25 protein-coding genes are annotated in these 26,806 nt (G+C 72.5%); 11 read left to right on the forward strand and 14 right to left on the reverse strand.

The genetic code is table 11. The annotated features are described in order from the left end of the window. Window positions 1-24: 24 nt before the first annotated feature. Complete coding sequence (locus AB0C28_RS16815; RefSeq protein ID WP_358075277.1) at window positions 25-1,269, reverse strand: hypothetical protein; 1,245 nt, start codon at window positions 1,267-1,269, stop codon at window positions 25-27. Then, window positions 1,266-1,886, reverse strand: coding sequence for a hypothetical protein (locus tag AB0C28_RS16820; protein ID WP_357836451.1), 621 nt, complete (start codon window positions 1,884-1,886; stop codon window positions 1,266-1,268). Before AB0C28_RS16820 ends, AB0C28_RS16815 begins: the two co-directional genes overlap by 4 nt. 133 nt (window positions 1,887-2,019) lie before the next feature. Here AB0C28_RS16820 and mycP point away from each other — a divergent pair, with 133 nt between their 5' ends. From mycP to AB0C28_RS16835, 3 genes are read left to right on the forward strand one after another with little or no spacing between them, the layout of a single operon-like run. Next, window positions 2,020-3,195 carry a type VII secretion-associated serine protease mycosin gene (mycP, locus tag AB0C28_RS16825; RefSeq protein ID WP_357836448.1) on the forward strand — a complete coding sequence of 392 codons (1,176 nt, stop codon included), beginning with the start codon at window positions 2,020-2,022 and terminating at the stop codon, window positions 3,193-3,195. Window positions 3,196-3,250: 55 nt separating this feature from the next. Then, window positions 3,251-3,574 (forward strand): WXG100 family type VII secretion target, encoded by a 324-nt coding sequence (locus AB0C28_RS16830; RefSeq protein ID WP_346114999.1) that lies wholly within the window; start codon window positions 3,251-3,253, stop codon window positions 3,572-3,574. Window positions 3,575-3,592: 18 nt separating this feature from the next. Further along, a complete protein-coding gene (locus AB0C28_RS16835) occupies window positions 3,593-3,889 on the forward strand; it encodes a WXG100 family type VII secretion target (protein WP_346114998.1) in 297 nt (98 codons plus the stop codon). A 14-nt stretch (window positions 3,890-3,903) separates the two neighbouring features. On the opposite strand, the gene eccCa is transcribed toward AB0C28_RS16835, so the two are convergent. Then, a complete protein-coding gene (gene eccCa / locus AB0C28_RS16840; protein WP_358075280.1) occupies window positions 3,904-7,887 on the reverse strand; it encodes a type VII secretion protein EccCa in 3,984 nt (1,327 codons plus the stop codon). 103 nt (window positions 7,888-7,990) lie between these two features. On the opposite strand from eccCa, the gene eccD reads away from it, so the two are divergent. Beyond that, window positions 7,991-9,376 (forward strand): type VII secretion integral membrane protein EccD, encoded by a 1,386-nt coding sequence (eccD, locus tag AB0C28_RS16845; protein ID WP_358075283.1) that lies wholly within the window; start codon window positions 7,991-7,993, stop codon window positions 9,374-9,376. Between the two features lie 25 nt (window positions 9,377-9,401). Beyond that, complete coding sequence (gene eccB, locus AB0C28_RS16850; RefSeq protein WP_357836438.1) at window positions 9,402-10,796, forward strand: type VII secretion protein EccB; 1,395 nt, start codon at window positions 9,402-9,404, stop codon at window positions 10,794-10,796. A gap of 45 nt (window positions 10,797-10,841) precedes the next feature. On the opposite strand, the gene AB0C28_RS16855 is transcribed toward eccB, so the two are convergent. From AB0C28_RS16855 to AB0C28_RS16865, 3 genes are read right to left on the reverse strand one after another with little or no spacing between them, the layout of a single operon-like run. Next, the gene (locus AB0C28_RS16855; protein WP_358075286.1) at window positions 10,842-11,930 is read right to left on the reverse strand and encodes a transglycosylase SLT domain-containing protein; all 1,089 of its coding nucleotides are present in this window, start codon (window positions 11,928-11,930) and stop codon (window positions 10,842-10,844) included. Continuing rightward, window positions 11,927-12,205: a hypothetical protein gene (locus tag AB0C28_RS16860; RefSeq protein WP_357836432.1), complete on the reverse strand. Its 279-nt coding sequence runs from the start codon at window positions 12,203-12,205 to the stop codon at window positions 11,927-11,929. Before AB0C28_RS16860 ends, AB0C28_RS16855 begins: the two co-directional genes overlap by 4 nt. A gap of 25 nt (window positions 12,206-12,230) precedes the next feature. Continuing rightward, window positions 12,231-13,205: a winged helix-turn-helix domain-containing protein gene (locus AB0C28_RS16865; RefSeq protein WP_357836429.1), complete on the reverse strand. Its 975-nt coding sequence runs from the start codon at window positions 13,203-13,205 to the stop codon at window positions 12,231-12,233. 494 nt (window positions 13,206-13,699) lie between these two features. Here AB0C28_RS16865 and AB0C28_RS16870 point away from each other — a divergent pair, with 494 nt between their 5' ends. Then, window positions 13,700-13,888, forward strand: coding sequence for a hypothetical protein (locus AB0C28_RS16870; RefSeq protein ID WP_346114164.1), 189 nt, complete (start codon window positions 13,700-13,702; stop codon window positions 13,886-13,888). A 110-nt stretch (window positions 13,889-13,998) separates the two neighbouring features. Here AB0C28_RS16870 and AB0C28_RS16875 read toward each other — a convergent pair whose 3' ends face one another. The 4 genes from AB0C28_RS16875 to AB0C28_RS16890 form a co-directional block, all read right to left on the reverse strand. Next, window positions 13,999-15,456, reverse strand: coding sequence for a vanadium-dependent haloperoxidase (locus AB0C28_RS16875; RefSeq protein ID WP_358075290.1), 1,458 nt, complete (start codon window positions 15,454-15,456; stop codon window positions 13,999-14,001). A gap of 115 nt (window positions 15,457-15,571) precedes the next feature. Next, window positions 15,572-16,561, reverse strand: coding sequence for an endonuclease/exonuclease/phosphatase family protein (locus AB0C28_RS16880; protein ID WP_357836422.1), 990 nt, complete (start codon window positions 16,559-16,561; stop codon window positions 15,572-15,574). Window positions 16,562-16,638: 77 nt separating this feature from the next. Beyond that, window positions 16,639-17,430, reverse strand: coding sequence for an SAM-dependent methyltransferase (locus AB0C28_RS16885; protein ID WP_357836419.1), 792 nt, complete (start codon window positions 17,428-17,430; stop codon window positions 16,639-16,641). A 137-nt stretch (window positions 17,431-17,567) separates the two neighbouring features. Beyond that, window positions 17,568-18,320 carry a SpoIIE family protein phosphatase gene (locus AB0C28_RS16890; protein WP_358075293.1) on the reverse strand — a complete coding sequence of 251 codons (753 nt, stop codon included), beginning with the start codon at window positions 18,318-18,320 and terminating at the stop codon, window positions 17,568-17,570. 328 nt (window positions 18,321-18,648) lie between these two features. On the opposite strand from AB0C28_RS16890, the gene AB0C28_RS16895 reads away from it, so the two are divergent. Genes AB0C28_RS16895 through AB0C28_RS16905 form a run of 3 tightly spaced genes read left to right on the forward strand, consistent with a single transcriptional unit; the run spans window position 18,649 to window position 21,586 of the window. Beyond that, window positions 18,649-19,803, forward strand: a complete 1,155-nt coding sequence (locus tag AB0C28_RS16895; protein ID WP_357836414.1) for a hypothetical protein — start codon at window positions 18,649-18,651, stop codon at window positions 19,801-19,803. After that, window positions 19,800-20,918 (forward strand): hypothetical protein, encoded by a 1,119-nt coding sequence (locus AB0C28_RS16900; RefSeq protein ID WP_357836411.1) that lies wholly within the window; start codon window positions 19,800-19,802, stop codon window positions 20,916-20,918. The genes AB0C28_RS16895 and AB0C28_RS16900 overlap by 4 nt, the downstream gene beginning before the upstream one ends. Continuing rightward, window positions 20,915-21,586: a response regulator gene (locus AB0C28_RS16905; protein WP_357836408.1), complete on the forward strand. Its 672-nt coding sequence runs from the start codon at window positions 20,915-20,917 to the stop codon at window positions 21,584-21,586. The genes AB0C28_RS16900 and AB0C28_RS16905 overlap by 4 nt, the downstream gene beginning before the upstream one ends. 57 nt (window positions 21,587-21,643) lie before the next feature. On the opposite strand, the gene AB0C28_RS16910 is transcribed toward AB0C28_RS16905, so the two are convergent. Beyond that, window positions 21,644-22,171 (reverse strand): Uma2 family endonuclease, encoded by a 528-nt coding sequence (locus AB0C28_RS16910; protein ID WP_358075511.1) that lies wholly within the window; start codon window positions 22,169-22,171, stop codon window positions 21,644-21,646. Window positions 22,172-22,469: 298 nt separating this feature from the next. On the opposite strand from AB0C28_RS16910, the gene AB0C28_RS16915 reads away from it, so the two are divergent. Continuing rightward, entirely contained in the window at window positions 22,470-23,135 is a 666-nt protein-coding gene (locus AB0C28_RS16915) for a lytic polysaccharide monooxygenase (RefSeq protein WP_357836405.1), read from the forward strand. A gap of 39 nt (window positions 23,136-23,174) precedes the next feature. Here AB0C28_RS16915 and AB0C28_RS16920 read toward each other — a convergent pair whose 3' ends face one another. The 3 genes from AB0C28_RS16920 to AB0C28_RS16930 all read right to left on the reverse strand — a co-directional run bounded on the left by AB0C28_RS16920 (window position 23,175) and on the right by AB0C28_RS16930 (window position 24,736). After that, window positions 23,175-23,501 carry a hypothetical protein gene (locus AB0C28_RS16920; RefSeq protein WP_358075296.1) on the reverse strand — a complete coding sequence of 109 codons (327 nt, stop codon included), beginning with the start codon at window positions 23,499-23,501 and terminating at the stop codon, window positions 23,175-23,177. Beyond that, window positions 23,498-23,647: a hypothetical protein gene (locus AB0C28_RS16925; RefSeq protein ID WP_357836399.1), complete on the reverse strand. Its 150-nt coding sequence runs from the start codon at window positions 23,645-23,647 to the stop codon at window positions 23,498-23,500. Before AB0C28_RS16925 ends, AB0C28_RS16920 begins: the two co-directional genes overlap by 4 nt. A gap of 108 nt (window positions 23,648-23,755) precedes the next feature. Beyond that, window positions 23,756-24,736 (reverse strand): LacI family DNA-binding transcriptional regulator, encoded by a 981-nt coding sequence (locus AB0C28_RS16930; protein WP_358075298.1) that lies wholly within the window; start codon window positions 24,734-24,736, stop codon window positions 23,756-23,758. A gap of 156 nt (window positions 24,737-24,892) precedes the next feature. Between AB0C28_RS16930 and AB0C28_RS16935 the strand changes: the two genes are divergently transcribed. Then, complete coding sequence (locus AB0C28_RS16935; RefSeq protein WP_358075301.1) at window positions 24,893-26,803, forward strand: primary-amine oxidase; 1,911 nt, start codon at window positions 24,893-24,895, stop codon at window positions 26,801-26,803. The last annotated feature ends 3 nt before the right edge of the window (window positions 26,804-26,806 follow it).

Here is a 26,806-nt window from a genome sequence, read left to right on the forward strand (position 1 = left end):
GATCCGTCGCTCATGCCGCCGCGCTCATGCGACCACCGGCGGGCCGCCGAGGTCTTCGGACTCGAACGCCTCGTCCTCCACCAGCGCCATCCTGGTCCGCTCCCGTTCGCGCTCCTGCCCGGCCCCGGTCCCGGCCGCGCCGAACGGCGGCATCATGCCCAGGGGCATCCCGTTGAGCCCGAGCCCCGCCCCGGTTGCCCCGAGCCTGGGCACATTGCCGCCGAACGGGGTCACGGGGCTGGTGCCTGTGGTGATGCCGGACCCGTTGCCGGTGGGCGTGAGTGTGGTGGTGCCGGGGCCGGTCGGCGGCAGGTTCGACGGCGGCAGGCTGGACAGGTTCGTCGTGGACGGGGGCTGCGTCAGGCCGGTGGGCGGGTCGAGCAAGGGCGGGTTCATGCCGGGAATGTCCGGGTTCCGCAGCGAGGGGTGCTGAACGCCCGGTGGCTGGACGCCCGGGTTCTGACCGCCGGAGAGCGACGGGTCCTGGAGTGAGGGGTCACGCAGCGACGGGTCCTGAAGCGAAGGGTCGCGCAGGGACGGGTCCGTGAGGGACGGGTCCGGCGGCTGCTGGAGGCCGGGGACGTCCGGGTCGTAAGGAGAGCCGAAGCCAGGAGTCCTCCCGTAGGGGGAGGTCAGGCCGCCGCCCGCGTACGGATCACCCGTCAAGCCCCCGGGCAACCCCAGCCCTCGCCCGGGCGACATCCCGGTCACGTCCGTCCCCGGCGCGGACGTGCGCTGCTCGACCGTAGGGGCGATGGCCCCGTACACGTCCCCCATGTACCCGTTGAGCAGCCGCAGGTGATGCCGCGCGAGGACGTGGCCGTTGTCCTCGACGCTGCCGAACGCGTCGAAGAGGTCGTCGTCGAGCCCGACGGACCCGGTCCCCGGAACGTTGTCCTTGAACCAGCGCAGCACCTTGTCGCCGTACCATTCGAGCGGCGTGCCGACGGACGTGGCGGCGGCGTTGATCCTGGCCAGGTCCCGCTGCAGTTCCCCGAGCGTCTTGAAGATGCCCTCCAGCGACTCCCCGCCGAGCGTCTCGGAGATGGCGCGCGCCTGCGCGCTCAGCTCCGCCACCGACTCCCCGCACATGCGGGCGATCTCCAGGTAGTTACGCCCCGCCTGCGCGACCTGCTCGGGCTCGGTCGCCTGGAGGAGGGAGGCGACGCCGTCGGCGTCCTCGGAGTCCGCGCCGTTGAGCGACTGGGTGCCGTCGGGGTGCGGCGCCCGGGACTCGTCCCTGAGTGATTCCTCCCAGAAGTCGCTCATGTACGCGCCTGCCGGTCGCTCGCGAGGGACCGGTCCGCGCCCTTGGCCGTCTGCACGGTCGCGTCGAGTGCCTGGATGACGGACGCGTACACGGTCCACAGCCGTTCGATCGCGCCGCCCAGCGCGGCGTGCGCCTTGTCCGTGGTCGCGCGCAGGTCGTCGGCGGCCTGCCAGGCCCCCAGCGCGCGCTGGTCGAGCGCGGCGCGGTCGAGCAGGATCTTCAGGCCCGTGTCCCGGCCGGCGCCCTTGAGCCGGTCGAGGTCCTGGCGCAGCCGCTCCACCGGCGACGACGGCCGCGGCGTGCCGGTGGCCGGGTCCTCGTAGGCGTCGAGGTCGACGAACAGCGCCCTCTTCGGCGCGCCGGGGTCGATCGGGTGCGCGGCGAGCAGGTGCCCGCCGTCCGGGTCGGGCGGCGTGAGCGGGCTCCGGCCGGGGTAGGCGCCCTTCCCGTGGTCGACGAGGTGGTCGGCGTAGGCGTCCTCGACGGTGTGCGCCTCGAAGTCGTACTCCGCGCCCGAGCTCCCGTCCTCGTAGCTCCGGGTGATCTGCTCCCGGTCCAGGTACGACCTGCCGACGGTCGGCCGCTGGCTGTCCCCGCGGTCCTCAGGTGTCGTCATGCTCTCTCCCGCGTCCACACGTCGCCGGACATGCCGACACCTGCCTATCGGGCGTCCCTCCCGATGACGCGTCATTTCAAAGTATTTGGAAGAGAGCTACGAAAGATCGGTAGTGTCGGCAGACTGCACTACCGTGCCCTTCCTCTGGTGCGGTGTCGCAGCCCTGCTGCTCGCCCTGACCCCCACGCCCGCCCCGGGCCGGCCGGTCAGCTGTGCCCCCGAGCCGGGCGTCGCGGAGGTCACCGGCACGCCATGGCCGCAGGAGCGGCTGCGCTTCGAGCGGGTGTGGCGGCTCACCAAGGGCGAAGGCGTCACGGTCGCCGTCGTGGACAGCGGCGTGGACGCCACGCATCCCCAGCTCGCCGGCGCCGTCACCCGCCAGGTCGACCTGACCGCCACGGACCTGCGCGACTGCGTCGGCCACGGCACGGCGGTGGCCGGGATCATCGCGGGACGCGACCTCACCTCGCGCGGCGTGCCGGTGACGGGCGTCGCGCCGGAAGCCGCGATCGTGTCGATCAAGCAGACGGAAGGCCGCTCGGGGGACGTGTCGCGGCTGGCGCAGGGGATCAGGCGGGCGGCCGACCTGGGCGCGGACGTCATCAACGTGTCCGTGCAGGCCCACGACGCCCCCGAGCTGAAGGCGGCGGTGACGTACGCGCAGGACAAGGACGCGGTGATCGTGGCGGCGGCCGGCAACGTCAAGCAGGACGACGGCGCGGTCACGCCCGCCTACCCGGCCGAGTACCCCGGCGTGATCGCGGTGGGCGCGGCCTCGCCCGACGGCACGAAGCCCGGCTTCTCCAACGGCGCCACCCGCGTCTCGGTGACCGCGCCGGGCGCCGGGGTCACGAGCGCGTGGACGGGCGGCGGCTACCGTACGGGGCTGGACGGCACCAGCTTCGCCGCCCCCTTCGTGTCGGGCGTCGCCGCGCTGGTCAGAGCCCGCCACCCCGATCTCGACCACTGGCAGGTCAAGCGCCGGCTGGAACGGACGGCCGAGGGCGGGGGAGCCGCGGGCACCGGGGCCGGGCTGGTCAGCCCGCTGCAGGCGGTCACCTCCGTGCTGCCCGTGGCGGACGAGAGCGCGGCCGCCGCGCCGCCGGTCGTCCTGGCCAGGGCGCCGGTCCCGGACGAACGGACGCGCGGCCTGGCGATCGGCATCACCGCCGGCGCGGGCGGGGTGACGGCACTGGTGGTCTTCGTGGCGCTGACGCTGCCCAGAGCCAGACGGCGGAGCCTGCGGGCCGGAAACATTTCCAGGAAAGTTGAAATCGCAACCCCTGGCGTCGAGCGCCGCCTACGTTGATCCAGAATTCCGGAACCCGGTCGAAAGCGGGTTCACGAGATCCGAGAGGTGAACCGTGGCCGACAGGACCACTTATGCCGAGGGCAGCCAGCACAGCGCCGCGGAACGCGTACAGATCGCCGTCGGGAACGTGGAACAGATCCGCAACCGGCTCGCCCTGATCCCCGAGACGCTCGGCGGCGCCTGGATGGGCGAGGCCGCCACCGTCTACACGCAGGTGCTCAACGAGTGGACCCCGCAGTTCACCAAGGTCATCGAGGCGCTGGCCAGGATCGGCGAGAACCTCAAGGCGACCGACGTCCAGTACACCGAGGCGAGCACCAGCGCGAGCGAGGTCGCCGCGAAACTGAGGTCCTCACTCAACGGCGGCGCGATCTAGGGCGAAGGAGAGCTCACCATGACCGGTCCCGACATCATCCTCGCCAATTTCGACGAGATGGAGGAGATCGCGGCCGAGCTCGGCCGCGCCTACGCCAATCTCGTCGGCGAACTCGCCGACCTGGAGGACGACCTCAAGGTCCTGGAGACCTGGGACGGCCCCGCCAAGGCCGTCTACCTCGACGCCAAGATCCAGTGGAACCAGGCGGTCGAGGCCATGGGCGACACCATGCAGCGCCTCGGGCCCTCGCTGCACGACGCGACCGCGATCATGCGCGACGCGGAGAACGCCAACGTCCGCCGCTGGGGCACCTGAACGGCGCCACCCGTTCATGAGGCCAGGTAAGCGGTCTGGATCAGCTTCTCGCCGGAACGCCGGTCCACGTAGAGCCCTCGCCCCGCGGGTAGTTGCCGGGGCCGTACGTTGCCGAAGAGCTGCCCCTCCTCCCGAGGCCCCGACAGCAGCACGGCGGGCGAGTTCATCTCCTTCAGCCGCCGCACCACCGGGTCCAGCATGCCCCGCCCCGCCCCGCCCATGGCCCGGGCCAGCACGAGGTGCAGCCCGATGTCCCTGGCCTGCGGCAGCAGGTCGCCGAGCAGGGCCAGGGGGTTGGCCGAGGTGGCCACCAGGTCGTAGTCGTCCACGATGACGTACAGGTCCTGCCCGGTCCACCAACTGCGGGTGCGCAGCTGCTCGGAGGTGAGGTCGGGTGGCGGCAGCCGTTCGGCCAGCACCTCCTGCACCCCCTTGAGCAGCGTCGTCGCGGCGGCGCTCGACGCGGCGTAGCCGACGCGGTGCTCGGTGTCGGTGGCGTCCAGCAGTGAGCGCCGGTAGTCGATGACGACGAAGCGCGCCCCGAGCGGCGTGCGCGCGGTCGCGATGCCGCGCGCGATCACCTTCAGCAGGTTGCTCTTGCCGCTCTCGGTGTCGCCGAACACCACGAAGTGCGGGTCGGCGTCGAAGTCCAGCAGCACGGGCGCGAGCGCGGCCTCGTCGATGCCGACCGGGATCCGCATGGGGCCCTCGGCCGGGGGAGCGGGCAGCGTGTGCGCGGGCAGCAGGGCCGGCAGCAGCCGTACAGGCGGCGCGGGATGGCCGTGCCAGGCCGCCGCCGCGTCCCGTACCAGGGCGGAGACCCCGTCGGCCAGATCGTCGATGGTGCAGCGGCCGTCTATGCGCGGCAGCGCGGCCAGGAAGTGCAGCGACTCGCGGGTGAGGCCGCGGCCGGGGGTGCGCTCGGGCACGTTCGCGGCGGCCTTGCGGTCGATCTCGGAGTCGAACGCGTCGCCGAGCCGCAGCTCCAGCCGGGTGGCGAGCAGTTCGCGCACCCCGGCGCGGAACTCCAGCCACCGGTTGGCGGTGCCGACGACGTGGATGCCGAAGCCCAGGCCCCGCGTGACCAGGTCGCCGACGACGGCTTCGAGCAGCTCGTACTCCTGGCGCAGCGTCGCCCAGCCGTCCACCACGAGGAACACGTCGCCCCAGCCGTCGCCCTCGTAGGCGCCGGAGGCGACCATCCTGCGGTAGGTGGCCATGGAGTCGATCCCGCGCTCCACGAACAGCCGCTCGCGCCGCTCCAGCAGCGTCTTCATCTCGGCCACGGTCCTGCGCACCGCGTCGGCGTCCAGCCGGGCCGCCACGCCGCCGACGTGCGGCAGCCCGGACAGCGCCGACAGGGTGCCGCCGCCGAAGTCCAGGCCGTAGAACTGGACCTCCTTCGGGGTGTGGGTGAGCGCGAGCGAGGCGATCAGCGTGCGCAGCAGCGTGCTCTTGCCGGTCTGCGGCGCGCCCACGATCGCGACGTTGCCCGCCGCGCCCGACAGGTCCAGCCAGTACGGGTCCCGCCGCTGGTCGAACGGGCTGTCCACGATCCCGGCCACGGCGTGCAGCCGTCCTGGACGGTCGCCGGACGTGCCCGCCGCGGTGAGCCCGTGCTCGGGCGTGGCCTCGACGGGCGGCAGGAGCTGGTCGAGCGAGGCGGGCTCCTTCAGAGGCGGCAGCCAGATCCGGTGCGCGGGCGCGCCCTGGCCGGCCAGCCGCTCGACCACGATGTCCAGCAGGCTGTCCTGCCTGCCCTTGTGGTCGGCCACGACCGGGGGCGCGACGGCGACGGGCGGCAGCGGGACCCGTTCCGCGCCGTACCAGACGATCTTGCCGCGATGTCCCGTGCGAGCCGGCACGGCCGGGCCGCGCGCCTCGGCCGGCTGGTACGGCCCCGACACGTACGCGGCCTTGAACCGCGTCATCCCGGTCGTCTCGAACATCAGGTACGCGTTGCCCGGCTCGGGCGGCAGCGAGTACGCGTCCGCCACCCCCAGCACCGCCCGGCTCTCGGCCGCCGAGAAGGTGCGCAGCCCGATCCGGTACGAAAGGTGCGTGTCCAGCCCCCGCAGCAGCCCCGTCTCCAGCCGCTGCGAGGCCAGCAGCAGGTGCACCCCGAGCGAGCGCCCGAGCCGCCCGATCATCACGAACAGCTCGCTGAACTCGGGCTTGGCCGCCAGCAGCTCGCTGAACTCGTCCAGCACGATGAACAGCGTCGGCAGCGGCCGCAGGTCGGCCCCCTGCTCGCGGGCCTGCTCGTAGTCGCGGACCGAGGCGTGGTTCCCGGCCGAGCGCAGCAGCTCCTGCCGGCGTACCAGCTCGCCGTGCAGGGCGTCGTGCATGCGGTCGACCAGCGGCAGCTCGTCCTCCAGGTTGGTGATCACGGCGGAGACGTGCGGCAGCGAGTCCAGTCCGAGGAACGTGGCGCCGCCCTTGAAGTCGACGAGCACGAAGTTCAGCGTCTCGGAGGAGTGCGTGATCGCCAGCGCGAGCACGAGCGTGCGCAGCAGCTCCGACTTGCCCGAGCCGGTCGCCCCCACCACGAGCCCGTGCGGGCCCATGCCGCCCTGGGCCGCCTCCTTGATGTCCAGCTCCACCGGCCGGCCGTCCGCGCCGAGGCCGATCGGCACCCGCAGCCGGTTGCGCACCGGGCGGGGCTGCCAGGTCACCGCCGTGGACAGCCGGCGCGCGTCGCCGATCCTGAGCAGGTCGGTGAGCGTGGTGTTGGTGGCCAGGACGTCCTGCCGCTCCTCCTGGCCGCCCGCGCCGGTCCGCATCGGCGCGAGCTGCCTGGCCAGCGCGGCGAACGCGGGCGCGGCCATCCGGTCGGGGCGGCCGAGCCCGGATCTGACCTCCTTGCCCAGCTCGTCCGCGCCGATCCTGACCAGCTCCTCCGGCCCGGCCTCCAGGCGCAGGGTGAGCTGCGCGGGCGCGGGCGGGACGGCGCCGCCGAGGTCGATCACGGTCACGCCCTCGATGGCGTCCAGCGCGAGCTGGCTGCCCGCCGGCACCGTGCCGCCGTCCACGACCACGACGTGGTACGGCACCGCGTCCGCCGAGAGCCCCTTGGTGAACCGGGGCCGGTCCTTCAGCTCGAACCCCAGCAGCCGGTCCAGCTCGCCCAGGTCGCCCACGACCAGCCGGACAGGACCGGCGCCGTCCTCCTCCGACGGGTGCAGCGCGTGCGGCAGCCACTTCACCGGCTCCCACTCCCGCGCTTCGCCGGGTCCCGCGCACACGGAGATCCGCAGGTCGTCCGGCGCGTGCAGCGCCGCCGCCTGGGCCAGCGCGGCCCGGACGAGGTCGCGCCCCACCACGAGGTCCCCGCCCAGCACGATCCGCGCGAACGAGTGCAGCGCCAGCGCCACCGGCAGCCCGGGGACGGTGGCGTGCGTGCGCACGAACCGGCGCAATGCGCCCGCCGTCATCGGGTCGAGGTCCTCGATCGGCCTGGTCTCCGGCGGGATCAGCGGCAGCGCCAGCCGCTGCGCCGAGGTGGCGATCCTGAGCTGGACGAAGTCGTCGTCGCGGGGCCCGCGCTCCCACAGCCGGGTGGTCATCACCAGGGACCACAGCGCGGAGGGGTCGGGATGGTTCCAGGTCATCGCGCGGTGCTGCTGCTCGGCGGCCTTACGGACCCGCTGCCTGACCTGCTCCAGGTAGCGGTAGTAGTCGCGGCGCTGGCCGTTGAGCTGGTTCTTGCGCTCCCCGGCGGTGCGCAGCAGCTGGCCGACGCCCATGCCGACCATCGAGATCGCGAACAGGCCGCTGGAGACCAGCATGATCGGGTTGCCGGTGGAGCCGCCGGTGAACATGAGCGCCATCGCCCCCGCGCCCGCGATCATCGGCAGGTACGTGAGCAACTGCGTCAGCCCGCCGCCCGTCACGGTCTCCGGGATCTCGGGCGGGGGTTCGAGGAGGACCTCTCCCGCCGGCGGCTCCGGCGGCCTGCGCCGCTCCGGCCGGCGGACCACGATCAGGCTGCCGCTCACCAGCCTCATGAAAGCCGCTGACGTAGGGATATAGGCGACATTTCAAAATTCCTGAACGTTTTTGGCCCGTCGCGGCGCGAGCCCGCTCCATACACTCATCCGGGTGAGCGCCACCGGAACCGACCTGTGCCGGGTCACCGTCGTGACCCCGCGCGGCTTCCTGGACCTGGGCCTGCCGCCGGACATCCCGCTGGGCAACCTGCTGCCGACCCTCCTGCGCATCGCGGGCGAAGGGCTGGCCGAGGCGGGCCTGGCCCACGGCGGCTGGGTGCTCCAGCGGCTCGGCGAGCCCCCGTTCGACCCGAACGCGACCCTGTCCGAGCTGACCGTGCACGACGGCGAGCTGCTGCACCTCCGCCCGCGTGGCCACGAACTGCCCGAGGCCGTCTTCGACGACGTCGCCGACGCGGTCGCGACCGGCGTGCTGGAGCGCACGGCACGCTGGCAGCCGGCCGCGACCAGGAGCTACGGCCTGCGCGCGGCGGTCGCCCTGCTCGGGCTCGGCACGGTGGCGCTGCTGACGGCCGGCCCGCCCTGGCCGCCCGCCGCGCTGGTCGCCGGGGTCGTGGCGCTGGTCCTGCTGCTGGTGGCCGCGGCGCTGTCGCGGGCCATGGGCGACGCGGGAGCCGGAGCGGTGATCGGGTACGCGGCCCTGCCCTACGGCTTCGTGGCCGGCCTCGTCGGCCCGGCCTCGGAGCGGTCGCTCTTCCAGCCGGACAACCTGCTCTCCGCCTGCGGCGTGACGCTGATGCTGGCCACGGCGACCGGGTTCGCGGTGGCACGGGGGCTGCCCGCGTTCCTCGGCGTGGCCGCCGCCGCGCTCTGCGGGCTGCTCGGCGCCGGCGTCGTCATGGCCTTCGACCTGCCCGCGGCCGGGGTGGCGGCGGTGCTGGCCGCGCTCGTCGTCGGGCTGAGCACGACCATCCCCTCGCTGTCGTTCCGGCTGGCCGGGATGCCGCTGCCCGCGCTGCCGACGACGGCGGAGGAGCTGCGCCGCGAGAGCGGCGACCTGGACGGCGCGCTGGTGATCGACAAGACCGTGGTCGCCGACCGCTTCTGCTCGGGGCTGCTCGGCGCGGTGGCGCTGGTCGTGCTGGGCGCGCAGGTGCTGCTCGTGCTGGAGGGCACCTGGACGGCGCTGGCGATGAGCGCGGCGTTGTCACTGTCGCTGCTCATGCGGGCGCGCGTCTTCGAGGGACGCGGCCAGCGGGCCTGGCTGACGGCCGCGACCCTGCTCGGCGTGCTCCTGCCGGCCGGGGCCGCCACGCTCGCCGCCACGGACGGGACCGTGCTGTACGTGATCGTGCCGATCCTCGTGGCGCTGGCCCTGGCCGTGACGGGCACGGCGCTGTGGCTCACGACCGGGCGGCCGTCCCCGTTCTGGGGCCGCATGGGCGACATCGCCGACATCCTGCTGATGATCGCCCTGGTGCCGCTCTCCCTGGCCGTGATGAACCTGTACGAGACCATCCGCGGCCTGGTCAGTTGACCCGGCCCGCGCCGGGAGGGGCGGAGTGCACAACCAGCGTGACCTTTACCAGGCCTACCGCCTCACCGTGCAGCGCATCGGGCTGGCCCTGCTGCGCGCCCGGCCCAACCAGCCGGAGTGGCCGCTGCGCCGGCAGAACATCGGGTTCCTGGCCGGAATCATGGTCGCGGTTCTGCTCTGCGTCGGCTTCGCCGTCTACGGCCTGCTGCGCCCCGGCGGCGGCAAGTTCCTGGAGGACCCCGGCACGCTGATCATCGAGCGCGAGACGGGAGCGCGCTTCGTCTACAGCCAGGAGCAGCGCCGGCTCATCCCCGTCGCCAACTACGCCTCCGCCCGGCTCGTCCTCAACGCCCGGCAGGTCAAGGAGCGGGTCGTGGCCAGGCAGGCGCTGGCTTCGTACGAGCGCGGGGCGGCCATCGGCATCCCCGGCGCGCCCGACTCCCTGCCCGACCCGGCGCACCTGGCCAAGGGCCCCTGGTCGGCGTGCGTGCAGGAGCGGGCCGAGCCGACCGGGCGCAAGCCGTACGTGATGCTGGTCGCGGGACGCGACCTCGGCGGCAAGCCGGTCGCCGAGGGGGAGGCGACGCTGGTCGACGTGGGCGGCCAGACGTGGGCGATCTGGCGCGGCACCCGCATGCGCGTGCCGGCCGGCATCGCCGGCGGGCTCACCGCCGCCGACCCGGCCGCCGTGCCGGTGGCCTGGCTGAACGCGCTGCCAGAAGGGCCCGACCTGGCCGCCCCCGCCATCCCCGGACGGGGCCGCCCGGTGAGCGGGCCGGGCGGCAGGGCCGCGACCGTCGGCCAGGTCTTCCTGGCCGGCGCCGTGGCGGGCGGCGAGGACCACTGGTACGTGCTGCTCTCCGACGGCCTGGCCGCCATCACCCAGGGGCAGGCCGCGCTGCTGCTGAGCGACCCCGACAGCAGGTCCGCCTACGGGGGCGGCGCGGTCAAGGAGATCCGGGTCGACGCCGCCACCGCCAACGCCGCCCCCCGCTCCCGCACCACCCTGCCCGCCGACGGGCTGCCCGCCGTGCTGCCGCGCATGACCGCCTACGACCCCGCCCGCCCGATCTGCGTGGTCTACGCCGAGACCGGCACGGGCTCCACCCGCGTCCGCCTGACCACCGGCGCCACCTTGCCCGCCGCGCACGGCGACGCCACCGACCTGGTCCGCCTCCCGCCCGGCCGCGCCGTCCTGGCCGGGGTGCTGCCCGGCGACGGCCAGCTCAAGGCCGTCCAGTCCTACTACCTGATCACCCCCGAGGGGCGCCGCTACGCCGTGCCCGGCGCCGACGTGCTGACCAGGCTGGGCTACACCGCCGCCCAGGCCGCCCCGGTGCCGATGAACGTGCTCCAGCTCATCCCCGAGGGCCCGGTGCTGGACCCGGCACGGGCCGCCAGGCCCGCGATCGATCAGTAGCCGCCGGCCGCGTGCCGGATCGGTAGCCGGCAGGTTCGCGGCCGATCAGTAGCCGCTGTAGCCCGCTCCGGTTCGCATGCCCACCAGGCCGGGCACGTCGGAGACCGAGCCGTAGCGGCCGATGGCGTAGCGGACCCCGGCGATGATGTTGTCCACCGGGTCGTAGACGTCGCCGTGGCCGGGCAGCCGGTACCGCTCGAACGTGGGGTCGATGGTCTGCATCAGGCCCTTGGACGGCGTGCCCTTGGCCGCGTTGGAGTCCCAGTTGTTGATGGCGTGGGGGTTGCCGTTCGACTCGTGGCGGATGATCGTCCAGATGTCGTCCGGGTTCATCTTGCCGGCCGGGACGCCGTTCGCCTTGAGGATCGCGACCGCCTGGCTGATCCACTCGGCCACCTGCGCGGGCGGCGCGGGGCCGCCGCCGGAGGGGGGCGGGCCGCTGGGGCCGTAGCCGCCGAAGCCTCCCGGGCCGTGGGCGGCGCCCGAGGACGGCGTGGCGGCGGCCAAGGTGGTCGGGGCCTGGTGCTCGGGTGACCAGCCGAGCGGTCTTCCCGGAGCGGGCGTGAACGGCTGTGTGTCCGGCTCGGGCAGCTCGCCGGCGACGTCGGGGACGGTGGCGAGCGCGTTCTGGATCAGCCCGGCGGCGCCCGACAGGGCCGTGCCGGTGTCGGCGACGATCCGGCGCAGGTCCGCCCTGGCCGTCTCCAGGGCCGGTGCCAGGCGCTCGGTGACCTGCGCCTCGGTGGGCGGCGGGGTGGCCGAGCGCAGCTCGTGCGCGGCGGCGGCGTACTGGGCGCAGATCCCGAGCGCCTCCGACTCGGCGCCGCTCAGCGCCCGCGCGGCCGTGTCGAGGTGGCCCGCGCAGTCGTGCATGACCTGCGCCAGCCGGCCGCCGCAGCCGGTCGCCCTGGTCAGGTAGGCGGTGAACGCGTCGGCGCCCGTCCCCTGCCAGGCGCCGTCCACGCCGCCCGCGGTGGTCGTGAGCGCGCCGGTGTGCTCCCGCGCGGTGCCCGCCGCGGCCCGCCACGCCTTGGCGGCCGCCGTGATGGCCGCCGGGTCGCCGATCACCTTGAGCGCCAGGCCGGCCAGCTCGCCGCCGCCGGGAGCGGCCCTGACATCGTCAATCGGGCTCATCGGGTGACCGCGCCGGCGTCGGCGGAGGTGACCGTGCGCTCGACGGCGTCCAGCGCGCGTTCGACCGACGCGAGCCGTCCGCCCAGCGTCCTAGCCGCTTCGCCGGACACGCGCGCCAGGTCGCCCATCGCCGCGGCCAGCGCCGCGGAGCCCGAGACGTTCCCGCAGGCCGAGACGTCCGGCGCCGGGCCGCTCAGCCCCGAGAACGCCCCCGCCGCCGATTTGGCCGCGGCGGCGCGGCCCGCCAGCGCGTCGCGGTGGAACGTGAGCACCACGCCCGGCTCCCTTCCCTCCGGCGCCTCAGCACCGGAACAGCTCCAGCAGCTCGTCCGCCCGGTGGGTGCGGGCGATCCACACCTCACGGCCGCGCCGCTCCCGGGTGATCAGCCGCCCGGCGCGCAGCCGGTCGCAATGGTAGGTGAGCCCGCTGGGCGCGATCTTCATGTCCGTGGCCAGCATGGACATCGTCATCGGCTGGTCCAGGGCGCAGAGCAGGTCCGCGCGGACCGGCCCCACCAGCGCCGACAGCTCGTCCACCGACGGGGCGACGGGCTTGCGCCACAGGGAGTCCGCACCGGGCACGGGGTAGGCGATCCACACCGCGCCGGGGTCGTCCAGACCGAGGACGAGCGCGTCCCGGCCGGCCAGCATCGGCGTCAGGACCAGCGTGCGCTCGCCCAGCTCGTACGTCCCTGAGTGGGAGCCGGAGAAGCGCAGGCCGCGCTCGCCGTACACGATGCGTTCGCCGAGCGCCCCGAGCAGCAGTTCCGGCCCGCCGCGCACGGTCGTCACGCCGACCCGCTCGACCTCCTTGTCGAGCAGCGGGCGGGCGCGCTTCCACAGAGGCTCCACGGTGTTCCAGACGTCGGCCAGGGCACTGGCGTAGCCGTGCAGCCAGCGGGCGGGCCGCTCGGCCGCCGCCCGCCACTGCACGGGCGGCGCGTCCATCCCGTACGTACGCTCCAGGTCCGCGAGGAAGGCGTCGGGCGAGAGGTCGTGCAGGGCGGCGACCTGGGCCTGAACGGAGACGTCACCCCCGATGGGGGAGTGCGGCACCAGGCTGTCCGGCCCGAGCGAGCAGCCGGCGGCGGCCAGCGGGCGCACGGCCTCGTGGCCGAGCGGGCCGATCCTGGAGCCGATCGCCCGCCGCCACAGCTCGGGCAGGCCGCGGCGGCGGCCGGCGGCGGCGTCGAGGAGCATGGCAAGGGCGGTGAGGCTCGGCGAGATCGAGATGTTCAGCTTCGGCGTGGAGCTCAGGCGCAGCTCACTCCACACGTTGGTCCTTGGTACTTGGGCCCCCACAGGTAGGACTGTAGACAGGTAAGACATCGCCGGAGGAATGCTTCAACAATGCTAGAAACATCCCAAAAGGCGGTCCTATGTGATGCGGACCGTGCGGCTTTCGAGGGGGAGTGTCGCCTCTGCGGTCAAGTTCATGCCTTGTCCTCTTCTGTAAAGCGGTGTCCCTCTTTCGAGCGGGGAAGCTACGCCTCTTCACTAACTTCCGACTTGAAAATCCCTTACAAGCTCCCGTTGCCCCGTCCGGCTCGCAGAGGGGCTGCGCCGGCCGCCCGCCCTGGCCAAGGGGGTCATTTCTTGTACCGAGGTCAATAGATCGTCACCCGGGAGTGGGGTTTTCTCTCCGGCGGGTTGGGTGGAGCGGTGGCAGACGCCCTTGCGGAGATGGAAGGCTGCCCGCAACCGCCCCGGTTCTCCTGCGAATGGAGGACCGGGGTGGAGCCCGCAATGCACCGGAAGGAGTGCTGCAGATGACACAAGACGCCAGCCGCGTCGCGGCGAAGCGGATCAACGACCACGTGGAGATCATTCACGTGGACAACCCGGACACGGTGCTGGAAGTTCCTCGCCGTGACTGGGAGGCGTTCACCGCGGCCGTCAAGTCGGGTGCGTTCGACCTCGAAACGCTCAACAGGCAGGCCGAGGAGAGCGCGGCCTGACCTTCCGCAGCACGAAGGCGCCCGCTCCCCGGACCCGGGAAGCGGGCGCCCGCCGCTCAGCCGCAGCTCCTACGGCGCTCAACAGTGGTTCGTCGCGTGGTCCCCGCCGCTCAGTGGCGCCCGGACCAGTAGCTCTTGGCGCGGTCCCACGCCGCCGTGCCGACCGCGCGGCCCAGGGCGCGGCCCTGCTCGTCACCGAGGCGGAAGTGGATGCCGCCGTACCGGCGCGACAGCCCGGCCTCCGTGGCGGCGTCCGTGAACGTACGCCAGCGCAACGTCACGTCCCGCGCGGGCGTCACCCCGGGCTCGATCAGCGACGACCCCTGGGCGACCACCGCCTGCCCGCCGAACGCGTCGCTCCCGGTGAAACGCCTGAGCACCTCGGCCGCCGCCGCGCTGAACGTGCTGTGCCCCGACACGTACTCGCCGAACGGCGGCGTCGGGAACGTCGGCGGCTGGTACGGCACCCACAGCGCCCCCTCGACCGTCCGTCCGCCCCACGTCGGGATGGTCTGCCCCTGGTACAGGAAGCGGATCGCGGTGATCGGCCGGGCCGAGTCGCGGTCCCGCTTGACCTCCCACGAGGCGATGCCGGCGTCCATGACCGAGTTGGCCAGCGCGAAGAACAGCTTGGCGTCCTGGTCGAGCCCGTGCCGGTCGCGCGCCGAGATCTGCTGGGCGAACAGGCACCAGTGGCCGGGCGGCGTCTCGCTGCTGGGCCCGTCGGACCAGTACTCGGAGATCGCCTTCTGCCTGTCGTCCAGCGCGGCTGTGCCGGAGACGATCTCGGCGGCCTGCGCGCGGAACCCGGCCGAGCCGTACGCGTGCGGCGCAGGCACCTGGTCGGCCAGGTCCTTCGCGGCGCCGCTGAAGGAGGCCACCCCGCCCCAGTGCGGGGCCAGGAACGGCGGCGTCACGACCGCGCCGGCCCGGTTGACGTACGTCAGCGGCGCCCACCGGCCCGGAGCGTTCAGCGTGGTCAGCGGCTCTGCTACCACGACGGGGGCGTTGACGGGCGCGTAGCCCGAGGTGTCGGCGTAGCCGTTCTGCTGGTTGGAGCCGTCGGCGTGCCGGTGGTCGAGCACCGCCTGGCACGCGGCCACGCCGGTCCGCGCCGCCTGGCTCGACGGGTCGGCCGGATCGTAGCCCAGCTCGTTCATCAGGGCGTCGAAGCCGGCCCGCTGCGCCGGATAGAGGTCGACCGCGGCGAGGTGGGCGGCGAAGCTGATCGCCTCGGCCTTGTTCGCCTCGGTGCGCTCCGCCGGGGGACGCCGCAGCGAGCCGCCGAGCCGGGTGCCGTTCGCGACCGCGTCGTAGGCGGCCCAGGCGTCGTAGGCGCAGGTGTGGGTGACGGCGAGGGCCCTGGCCACCATCGGCGGGCCGAGCGTCCCCGTACGGATCGCCGACAGCAGCGCCTGGTTCCACCGGACCACCACATTGGGGCCGGCAGTCGCGGCTTCTGTAGTGGCGGTGGCGGGCAGGGCGGTGGCGGGCAGGGCGGGGACGGCGAGCGCGGTGGCGCTCACCAGCGCGAGCGCCAGCGTGCGTAAGGACGTGCGTGCGGGCATGAGCGATCTCCTCCTGGAAACGGGACGGGCCCCGGGCACCAGGAGACGATGCCATGCTCGAACACGTTTTCTAACTTACCTTGAGGTGACACCGCACTGTCTTGCGCGTCAGGCGTCAGGGGAGGCGGAGTTCGGCGAAGACGCCCCGGTGGTCGGTCCTCGGCACGTCCAGGACCTCCACCCGGCGCACCGCCACCCTCCGGTCCGCCAGCACGTGGTCGATGGAGATGATCGGCGGCATCGGCCGGAAGTTCGGCCACGTCGGAGTGAGCCCCTTGCCGAGCTGGTCGGCCGCGTCCACGTAGCCGCGGTCCAGCAGGTCTCGGAAGGCGCGGTGGTCGAGGCTGGCGTTGAAGTCGCCGGCCAGCACCCTGATCGCCGTGGGCGAGGCGGGCGGCAGGGCGCGCAGGGCGGCGTTCCACTCCCGCTCCATGCGCCCGAGCGGCGGGTTCGGATGCACGGCCACGAACTGCACCTCACCGCCCCCGGGCAGTGAGACGGTGGCGGCCGGCATGTTGTGGCCGATCGGCGTGAACAGGCCGGAAAGCTTCGTCACCGGATGCTTGGCGTAGATGCCGCTGCCGGTCGCCCCGGACTCGGCCTGCAGCACCCGGTAGGGGAGCAACTGCTTGAGCCCGGCCGCGTCCAGCCGTTCGGCCTCGGCGTAGGTCAGCTCCAGGGCGCTGAACACCTCGACGTCGTACCGGCGGACCAGGTCGACCACGGTCGCCGCGTCGCCGCGCCCGAACAGGTTCACCGTCAGCACCCGCAGCGGCGCGCCCCGCGTCGCCGGCTGCTCGGCGCTCACCGTACGCGGCACCAGCATCGCCACCATGGCCACGCACACGAGCGCGGCGGCCAGCGCGGCCCGGCGGTTGCGCCGTAGCAGCGACAGCAGCCCGGTCAGGGCGGCCAGCCCCGCGCCGTACGGGGTCACGGTCATGAGCTGCGTCAGGAACGAGCCCTGCTCCCAGCCGCCGGCCCTGATGACGGCCCACAGCGCGAGCAGCGTGACGACCGTCCAGCCGAACCACCGCCTGCGGCGCCGCTTCTGCTTCGGCCGCTCACCGGCCACGGGCTGCTCGACCTCGACCGCCGCGCTCACCGCGCCGTCCTGTCCTCGAACTGATCCACAGCTTGAACCTTAAACCGCTTTGGAACGTGACGGCGCGCGGCCCGCCGTCACGGTTTGCGGCCGACCCCCGCGTACATCCAGGCGGCCGTGTCGGGGAAGAGCGGCGTGTCGTGCCACTCGGAGACCGGGACCAGACCCGGCTCGATCAGCTCGAACCCGTCGAAGTAGCGCGCGATCTGCTCACCCGTCCTGGGCGTCCTGTGCATCGCCTGCGGCCGGGTGGCCTCCAGGTAGTCCTCCGCGGTCTCCTTGGAGATCAGGTCGAGCGTCAGGTGGCTGAGTACCAGGAAGCTGCCCGGCGGCAGTGCCTGCGTGTAGGTCTTGACCAGCCCGGCCGGATCGTCGTCGTCGGAGATGTGCATGAGGATCGCCACCATGACGAGCGCGATCGGCTGGTCGAAGTCGAGGGTGTCGAGCACGTCGGGGTGTTCGAGGATGGTGCGCGGCTCGCGGACGTCGGCCTCGATGTAGGCCGTCCTGCCCTCGGGCGTGCTGGTGAGCAGCGCCCGCGCGTGCGCCATCACGATCGGGTCGTTGTCGACGTAGACCACGCGGGCGTCAGGCGCCTCGGCCTGCGCCACCTCGTGGGTGTTGCCCTGGCTGGGGATGCCGGTCCCGAGGTCGAGGAACTGGCGCACGCCCAGCCGGGCGAGGTGGCGCACCGCTCGTCCGAGGAAGGCCCGGTTGTTGCGGGCGCTCTCGCGGATGCCCGGCACCGCGGCCATGGTCTGCTCCGCCACCCGGCGATCGGCCTCGAAATTGTCCTTCCCGCCCAGCCAGTAGTCGTAGACCCGGGCGGAGTGAGGAATGTTCGGGTTGATGCCGTGTGGTGCGCTCACATGAGCGATCCTAGGTCAAACCAGATCTTCGGCACGATCGCCGCCCCCATTTGGTCGTATTGTTCACGTCCCCTTCACGCGGTTCGCGCGCTTCAGGCGCTTCACGCGGTTCGTACGGTTCACGCGGTTCGCGCGGCTCAGGCAGTGACGAACTCGGCGACGACCACCGTGGCGTCGTCCTTGGGCTCCACGGCGGCCATCTCGTCGTACAGGCGGTCGAGGCAGGCGCTCGGCGACGCGCCGCCCCCCAGCAGCTGCTTCATGCGTCCCTCCCCGAGCGCCCTGACCGCGCCGTCGCTGACGAGCGCGATCCGGTCCCCTGGACGCAGCATCAGGGTGCCGATCTCCGGCTCGGCCGCAGGGAGGCCGACCCCGCGCGGCCCCGTGCCCCGCCACGCCGTGGTGATCAGGCGCGGCTTCCCTCCCTTCGGGCAGTGCCAGATCCCCCCGTCGCCGATGTGGGCGTACCGCAGCTGGGGGATCTCGGTCCGGTCGAGCACGACCAGGTCGAGCGTGCTGGCCAGCTCGGGCGAGGCGGGGTCGCGCAGCGCCGCGGCCCGTACGGCCCGGTGCGCCGCCTGCGCGCAGGCGCGCAGGTCCCGCTCCATCGTGCCGGCGTGCTGCGGCCGTTCGGTGACGACCGCCCCCAGGGCCAGCGCGGCGGCCGGATGAGCCGCCTCAGCCCCGACGGCCCCGCTGGCCGCCGCGATCAACCGCTCCTGGACGACGTACGCGTCGGACGGCCGGCCGCGCGTCCCCTCGTACGTGCCCCCCACCGCCACCAGGCGCGGCCGTGCCACCGGCATCCCCGCCGGCCAGTTCCCCTTCCGGCCCCTGACCGTCATCACGGACAGGCAGCCCAGCAGGAACGTGATCACGAACACCGTCATGAGGTCCCCTCCCCGCCGCGATCATTCGCGGCCACACGCGTCCCAGTACACGCCTGTGAGAAGGGACGCGACTGACGGCCGATCGGCCGTCAGCGGCCATGACGGCCGATCAGCCGTCATGCTGGTGGGGGCGGCCCGGGACAGGGTTCGAGGAGGGCGGTGAAGACCGCAACAGAGCCGGCCCGAGGACAAACAGCCATGCGACCCATGACGCCATTTACCGGAATTTCGGTAAAACGCGGAGAAACCCTTTTCCGTAGCTTTTTACCCATGCTTCCCTGCGTTATCGTGAGACCCGTCTTATGCCCATATCGCGTGCGGACGGCTCATGGTTCATACCGGCTCCACGAGATACGACTCGGCCAGCAGGCAATTGGACCAGGCCGTCGCGCGGACGGCGGCCGGCGCACGGAGCGCGGTGGGCTCGGTGGCCGTCGTGGCGGCGCTGTTCGGGGCCGTCCCGCCGGTCGACTTCCGCTGGCTCACGCCCATGCTCGTGGTCCACTTCACCTGGACGGCGCTGTTCGCCCGCGTGTTCCTGCGCGAGCGGCCACTGCCCCGATGGCTGGTGGCCGGTGATGTGGCCATCACCGTCGTGCTGTGCCTGGCACAGCTCCACCTCGTGGCGCCTGAGGCGCTGCTCACGGGGTCCAGCTGGGTGGCGGGGCTGGTCACGATGACCGTCGTCATGGCCGGAGCCGCCTGGAGGCCGCGCACGGCCCTGCCCGTCGGGTTCGCCGTGGCCGCGGCGTTCGCCGTCGGCGTGCGGCTGGCCACCCCCACCGGCGACGTGCACACCACCCTCGGCATCCACCTCGTCCAGCTGCTGGCCATCGTGCTGCTCATGACGCTGCTGCGCCGCTCGGCCGCCTCGGCCGACACGTTCCTGCGCGAGAGCGCCCGCGCCGAGATCTCCCTCATGGTGGAACGACTGCGCCGCGAGGACGAACTGCGCCAGGTCGGCAGCATCCACGAGACCTTCCTGCACACGCTGACCATGGTCGGCCTGGGCACCTACGACGCGCCCTCCCCGACCCTGCGCGCCCAGGTGGCCACCGACCTGGCCGCCCTCGACCGGCTCCGCGACCAGCCGGCCGCCGTCTCCGCCCCCATCGCCCTGGACGCGCTGCTCGACGAGGTGGCCGGCCGCGTCACCGGCCTGGACGTGCACCGCCGCCTGACCCCCGAGACCGTGCCCGGCGACGTGGCCGAGCGCTTCGCCCGCGCCGTCACCGAGGCGCTGGCCAACGTCGCCCTGCACGCCGGCGTACGGGAGGCCGACCTGAGCTCGGGACGGCGCGACGGGGAGATCCTCGTCGAGATCGCCGACGCCGGCCGGGGCTTCGACCAGCACCGCCTGCCACCCGACCGGTTCGGCGTGCGCGGCTCCATCCTCGACACCATGCGCTCCCTGCCGAACGGCGGCGCCCAGATCTCCTCCGGCGACCGGGGCACCCGGGTGAGCCTGTGGTGGCGGCCATGACCGAGGAGATCGAGCAGATCGCCCAGCGCTACGCCCGCTACACCGCGCTCGGCGCCGTCGTCATCGCCGGGGTCTGGCACCTCGGCTACGACCTCACCGTGACCATCACCGGCTGGAGCTCCTTCCGCTGGCCGCTGCTGGCGCTCGCCGCCTGGATCGTCTACTCCCTGGTCTTCGCCGTCGGCGCGCTCGCCCTCTCCCGCACCTCCCGCGGCCCCGACCGGATCCTCGAACTCGCCCTCGCCACCCTGGCCGTGGACGTCGCCGTCATCGTCGCCTCCCGCCCGGACGAGCTGCTCGGCATCAGCGACTGGGGGTTCGGCTCCATCGGCTGGATCGGCGTCATGCTCACCTGGAACCGGCCGCGCTGGCGGACCGAGATCGTCGCCTTCCTGGCCGCCAACGCCGGCATCATGCTGGCCGCGATGGCCGTGTCCGGCTCGCTCGACCGCGTCTCCATCGCCAAATACCTCGTCGTCATCGCCGGGGGCGTCACCATGCAGCTCGGCTACATGGCGGGCTGCCACATGCTGCGCGCCCGCGCCGAGGACACCGTGCTGCTGGCCCGCAAGCTGGCCGCCGACGACGCCTGGCGCGAGTCCGCCCAGCGCATCCACACCGACCGGTTGCGCCGCTACGAGGCCATCCGCGACGTGGCCGAATCCCTGCTCACCCAGTTCGCCGACGGCGCCGACCCGGGCGATCCGCGCGTACGCGAGGACTGCACCGCGGGGGCCATGCGGCTGCGCCGGCTCATCACCGAGCGGGAGGACGTACCCGACGAGCTCGTCGCCGTGCTGCGCGAACGCATCGACGCGGCCGAACGGCGGCAGGTCCTCGTCACCGCGCCACCCTTCGGCGAGCACCTGCCGGCCCTGCCGAACGGCGTGCGCGAGGACCTCCTCAGAGCCCCCGTCAGGGCCCTCGACGGAGCCAGATCGCGGGCCAGGGTAACGGTTTCCGCGATGTCCACGATGGTGAGCGTGGCGGTCGTGGCCGACAACGAGGATCTGCCCATCAGCTCGACCCCCGTACGTGAGGCCAGCGGCGTCGTCGTCAGCTACCAGCGGCAGGGAGGCGAGATATGGGTCAACAGCATCTGGGAGGGCCCGTGACGGTCGCCCTGGTGGAAGATCACCAGGTCGTCGTGGACGGCGTACGGTCATGGTTCGGCCCGCCGGGCCCGATCGAACTGGTCGCGCAGGGGCCGACCATCGAGTCCGTCCGCGGCGCCGCCGCCGACGTGCTGCTGCTCGACCTCAACCTCAACGGCACCATGGTCATCGACCGGGTCGGCGAGTTGTGCGCGGGCGGTCAGCGGGTGATCGTCTTCTCCGAGCACGAGGAGCCGGAGATCGTCCGCAAGGTGCTGGACGCCGGCGCGTCGGCCTTCATCGGCAAGGGCCGCGCGACCCGGGACTCCTGCCTGGAGACCATCCTGGAGGTGGCCGCGGACCGGCCCTCCGTCACCCCGCCGATGGCCCAGGCCATCGCGACCGACGAGGGCCCGCACCGGCCCCAGCTGTCCGACAAGGAGCGGGCGGCGCTGCTGTACTGGTTCCAGTCCATGTCCAAGGCGTCGGTGGCGGCGCGCATGGGGATCAAGGAGCGGACGGTCCGGCAGTACATCGACCGGGCGCGGGTCAAATACGCGGCGGCCGGTAGGCCCGCGCCCACCAAGGAGAAACTGCTCATCTGCGCCATCCAGGACGGCCTGGTGAGCCCCGACGAGGTGACCGTCTACACCTCCCTGGCCGCCAAGGGCCCACCCGGCGACCAGTGAAGCCCCTGGACCCCGGGCACTCCCGGCAGGAGGGGGCCGGCAGTGCCGGGGTCCAGGTCAACGCCTCGCGCAGAGCACAGCGGGATCGAAACCGACCACGACAGGCACCGCCATCCTCGCCACGACACCGGCCTTGTGCACGACCGGCGGATCGTAGCGGTCACCGTTCAGCTCGTAGACGTAGAGCGCGGGCCCTTCGTCCGGCTCGACCCGCCAGTAGGAGGGGATACCTGCCTGGGCGTATGCGACCGCTTTGAGGCTTTCGTCCTGTTTCGCGGTGCTCGGGCTGCTGACTTCCACGACGAGCAGCAGGTGCGCGGGCGCGAACATGAGCTCCACCTTCTCCGTCATCGCCGTGGGCACGACGACGAGATCGGGAATGGAGAAGTCACTGCCGGACACGCGCACGTTCACCGCCGGCAACGGCTCCAGCTCGTCCGGCAGGGCGTCGTCGAGAATGCCGAGCAGGCGGCAGACGACCCGCTGGTGCAGGGGGCTGCGGGAAATTCGAGCAGATCGTCGACCGTGAAGGATCGCCCGGTGGGCAGGAACGGCTGCGGCCTGCCCGGTTCGATCGCCGCCAATCTGGTCACCCGCTCAGTATCGGGAGTCTCGCCCTCGCTCACATGCTACTTCCCCCTATTCCCTCACTTTAAGGTTCGCCGCAATTACCCATAGAAGCGGAGTAATCCAGCGGAGTTGAAAGTTTCAAGTCTCTGACATAACTCCGGAAAGCCCTTTCCGCTGCTCACCCACTCCAGCGCCGTACACCATCCCCATTTGACCGAACCCCATCACTTGGCCGCACCCCCGCCGTCAGATACCGTCGCGCACCGGAGTGCTCCCCACCCCCGGACCCCGACCGGAACACGGAGACCGCACAATGCCCCGACGAGCACCACGACGCTGGGCGAAGCGCGCCCTGATCCTGCTGACCACCCTGACCATGCTCTGCGTCATGCCCCTGAGCGGCACCGCCTCGGCGCACGGCTCGACCACCGACCCCGCCTCCCGCAACTACGGCTGCTGGCTGCGCTGGGGCAGCGACTTCCAGAACCCCGCCATGCAGCAGCAGGACCCCATGTGCTGGCAGGCCTGGCAGGACAACACGAACGCCATGTGGAACTGGAACGGGCTCTACCGCGACAACGTCGGCGGCAACCACGAGGCCGCCGTCCCCAACGGCCAGCTCTGCAGCGCCGGCCAGACCCAGGACGGGCGCTACCGCTCCATGGACACGCCCGGCGCGTGGAAGACGACGCCGCTCGGCAGCACGTTCAGCGTCCGCCTGACCGACCAGGCGTACCACGGCGCCGACTACATCAAGGTCTACATCACCCGCCAGGGCTACGACGCCACGACCACCCGGCTCGGCTGGAACCACCTCGAACTGATCAGGGAGACGCCCCGGTACGCACCCGCCAACGTCTACCTGATCGACAACCTCAACAAGGGCTCCCGCACCGGCCGCCACATCGTCTACACGATCTGGAAGGCCTCCCACATGGACCAGACGTACTACTTCTGCAGCGACGTCACGTTCAGCTGAAGAAGCGACCCGCCGGACGCGGCCCACCCGCGTCCGGCGTCACAAGCAGCCCGGTCCGCAACGCGGTGTGCCGGTGCACAGGCACGGCACCGTGATCAGGGTGCCCGCCTCTTCGTCGAGATGCACCACCGTGCGCGCCCCCATGCACATGCGGCAGCGCAGTACGGACGCGACGTAGGGGTCAAACCACACCCAGTGGAGGGCCACCGGCAGTCGACGGAGTAGCGATTTGGCGCGGCGCTCCGCGGGCTCGTTGGCGGCGCCGACGATGCCCAGGCCGGCGCAGAACCGGCAGGCGAGGAACAGCGGTCCCAGCCGCTCCCCGCGGCTGCCTTCGCATTCCGGGCAGGTGATGGGATCGGTCACGCCCGGCCGGTCCCGCGGCGCGTCGTGCACAGCGCCCACGTGCGCTGCTCGTTCTTCTTGCCGTTCAGCTCCAACCACTCCCCTTGGGCGTCCAGACAGGTTCCGCAGGCCGGAGACGTCTCTTCGTCGTCACCGTGCTCGGTCATAGCCGGACTGTAGTCGGGCCGATGCGCTCCGTCTGTCACTTCGGTGGAGGAAGCCTGTACCGAGCCCGGTTCGAGCGCCACGCCCGCGTTCCTTCGCGTGCGCGCTCCCTAGTGGCGCGGGCGGGTGGAGGCGCGGAGTTCGAGTTCTATGGGGTGTACGCGTTCCGTTCCCGGCTCGGCGGCTCCTGACAGGAGTTCGAACAGCAGCTGGGCGCAGCTCGCTCCGGCCTCGCGGGGGCGTAGGTCGATCGAGGTGATCGGGGGGTCGGCCATCCGGGTGGCGGCGCTGTCGACGCAGGACGCGAGGAGCGCCCCCGCCTCCCGCACCATGGGTGCGACCTCGGTGGCCGCGCCGGCGGGGGCGCACACCAGCGCGTCCACCGCCCCGGGTCCCGGCGTGAGCAGGGTGCGGGCGGCGGCGCGGATCTCCTCGCCGGTCGCGTCGAACGAGACCCGCCGCACCCGGGGCGTGACCCCCTTCGCGGCGCACCACTCCAGGTAGCCCCGGTGCAGGCTGGCCGCCCAGTCGCTCTCGTCGCCGGCCACGATGAGCGCGGGACGCGTGGAGCCGGCCGAGCCGAGGTGGTCGAGCAGGCGGTGCAGCATCGGGGCGTGCTCCGACCAGACCACCCCGTCCGCCTGCCGCGCCCCGGGGAAGCGTTCGCAGGAGACGGTCGGCAGGCCGGTCGCCATCAGGCTCTCCACCACCGGGTCGCCCCCGAGCGGGTCGCCGAGCACCAGGCCGTCCACGCGCGGCGGGCGGGCGCGGCGCTGGCCGGAGGTGATCAGGGTGACGTCGTAGTCGTGCCGTGCCGCCTGCTCGACCACGCCGAACACGAACGACATGTAGTAGGAGGAGCGGGTCAGCACCTCGGGCACGTGCAGGCCGATCGTGCCCGTGCTGGCCTTGCGCAGGTGGCGGGCCGAGCCGTTGGGTACGTAGCCGAGCCGTTCGGCGACCCGCGCGACCGTCTCGCGGGTGCGCTCCGAGACCCGGCCCGAGCCGCGCAGGGCGTCGGAGGCCGTCGTCTTGGAGACGCCCGCTTCCCTGGCGACGGTGAGGATCGTGACCGGCTCGTCTGCTTGCACGCCCTGATGGTACTGGTGCATCAGTCCTCCACATCCGCCCCGGCTTGCGTTAAGGATCTGTTTCGCCTGGGGCTCAGGGGTTGTGTCGCGCGACCCGCGCAATTAAGTTAGCGCGAAACTTGCCGGAACGTTCCGGCAGCAGAAAGGGGCGGAACGTTGCACCTGTCCACCGGGAAGCACCCCCATCCTCTCGACCCGCTCGCCGCGCAGGAGATCGACGAGGTCAGACGCATCCTGATGGCCGAAGGGCTGCTCACGGAGACGGTTCGGGTGGCTTACCTGGGGCTGGAGGAGCCGCGGAAAAGCGAGGTGCTGGCCTACCGGCCGGGCGCCCCCGTCGAACGCAGGGCCCGCGCGTTCCTGCTGGACCTGGCCACCGAGGCGGCGCAGGACGTGATCGTCTCGATCGGCGCGGGCAGGGTGGAGTCCCGCGAGCCGATCGACCCCGCGATCGACGGCCAGGTGCCGATGCTGGACGAGGAGCACGCGCTGGTCCGGCGGGTGCTGCGCGCGGACGCGGGCTGGGCCGAGGCACTGGCCAGGCGCGGGATCGACGACCCCCAGGGCGTCTACCTGGCCGCGCTCAGCGCGGGACACTTCGGGCTGGCCAAGGAGGAGGGCCGGCGGGTGGCCAGGGTGCTGGCGCACGTCATGCCCACGCCCGAGAGCCTTCCGTGGGCCCACCCGGTGGACGGCCTGGTCGCGTACGTGGACCTGGTCAAGGGCGAGGTCCTGGAGATCGTGGACACCGGCTCCCAGCCGATCCCGCAGGAGTCGGGCGACTACGGCCACGGCCCCTTCCGCACCACGCAGAAGCCCATCCACATCACCCAGCCGGACGGCCCCAGCTTCACGGTGGACGGCCCGCTGGTGACCTGGGAGAAGTGGAGCCTGCGCCTCGGCTACGACATGCGCGAGGGCCTGACGCTGCACCAGATCGGGTTCGAGGACGGCGGCCGGATCCGCCCGATCGTCTACCGGGCCTCGGTGGCCGAGATGGTGGTCCCGTACGGCGACCCGAGCCCGATCCGCTTCTGGCAGAACTACTTCGACACCGGCGAATACCAGCTCGGCAAGCTGGCCAACTCCCTCGAACTCGGCTGTGACTGCCTCGGCGAGATCACCTACTTCGACGCCGTCGTCACGGACGGCGCCGGCGTGCCCAAGGTGATCACGAACGCGATCTGCATGCACGAGGAGGACTACGGCGTGCTGTGGAAGCACACCGACCCGGCCAACGGCTCCAGGGAGACGCGCAGGCAGCGCCGCCTGGTGATCTCGTTCTTCGTGACGGTGGGCAACTACGACTACGGCTTCTACTGGTACCTCTACCTCGACGGCACCATCGAGCTGGAGGTCAAGGCCACCGGCATCGTCTTCACCGGCGCCTACGACGAGCGGGCCGCCCCGTACGCGTCGGAGGTGGCGCCGGGACTGGCGGCGCCCTACCACCAGCACCTGTTCGGCGCCCGGCTGGACATGACGGTGGACGGCGTGGCCAACGCCGTGGACGAGGTCGAGGTGGACATCCCTCCGGCCGGTCCGGACAACCCGTACGGGAGCGCCGTCCGCCGCGCGGTCACCCGCCTGCGCACCGAACGCGAGGCCGTCCGCGACGCCGATCTGAAGGCGGAGCGCACCTGGCACGTCGTCAACCCGGACGTACGCAACCGCCTGGGCCGCCCCGTCGGCTACGCCCTGCACCCCGAGGGGAAGCCGACGCTGCTGGCCACGCCGGGGTCGAGCATCCACAGCAGGGCCGAGTTCGCCACCAGACATCTGTGGGTCACCCGTTACCACCCCGCAGAGCGCTATCCCGCCGGAGACCTGGTGAACCAGCATCCCGGCGGCGCGGGCCTGCCCGCCTACACCAGGGCCGACCGCGACATCGACGGGCAGGACATCGTGCTGTGGCACACGTTCGGCCTGACGCATTTCCCCCGCACCGAGGACTGGCCGATCATGCCGGTCGACACGTGCGGGTTCGTCCTCAAGCCGGTCGGGTTCTTCGACCGCAACCCCACGCTCGACGTTCCGCCGAGCGCCGCCGAACGTTCCTGTCACTAGAGG

Source organism: Nonomuraea sp. NPDC048892 (assembly GCF_040649735.1).
GTDB classification, from domain to species: domain Bacteria; phylum Actinomycetota; class Actinomycetes; order Streptosporangiales; family Streptosporangiaceae; genus Nonomuraea; species Nonomuraea maheshkhaliensis.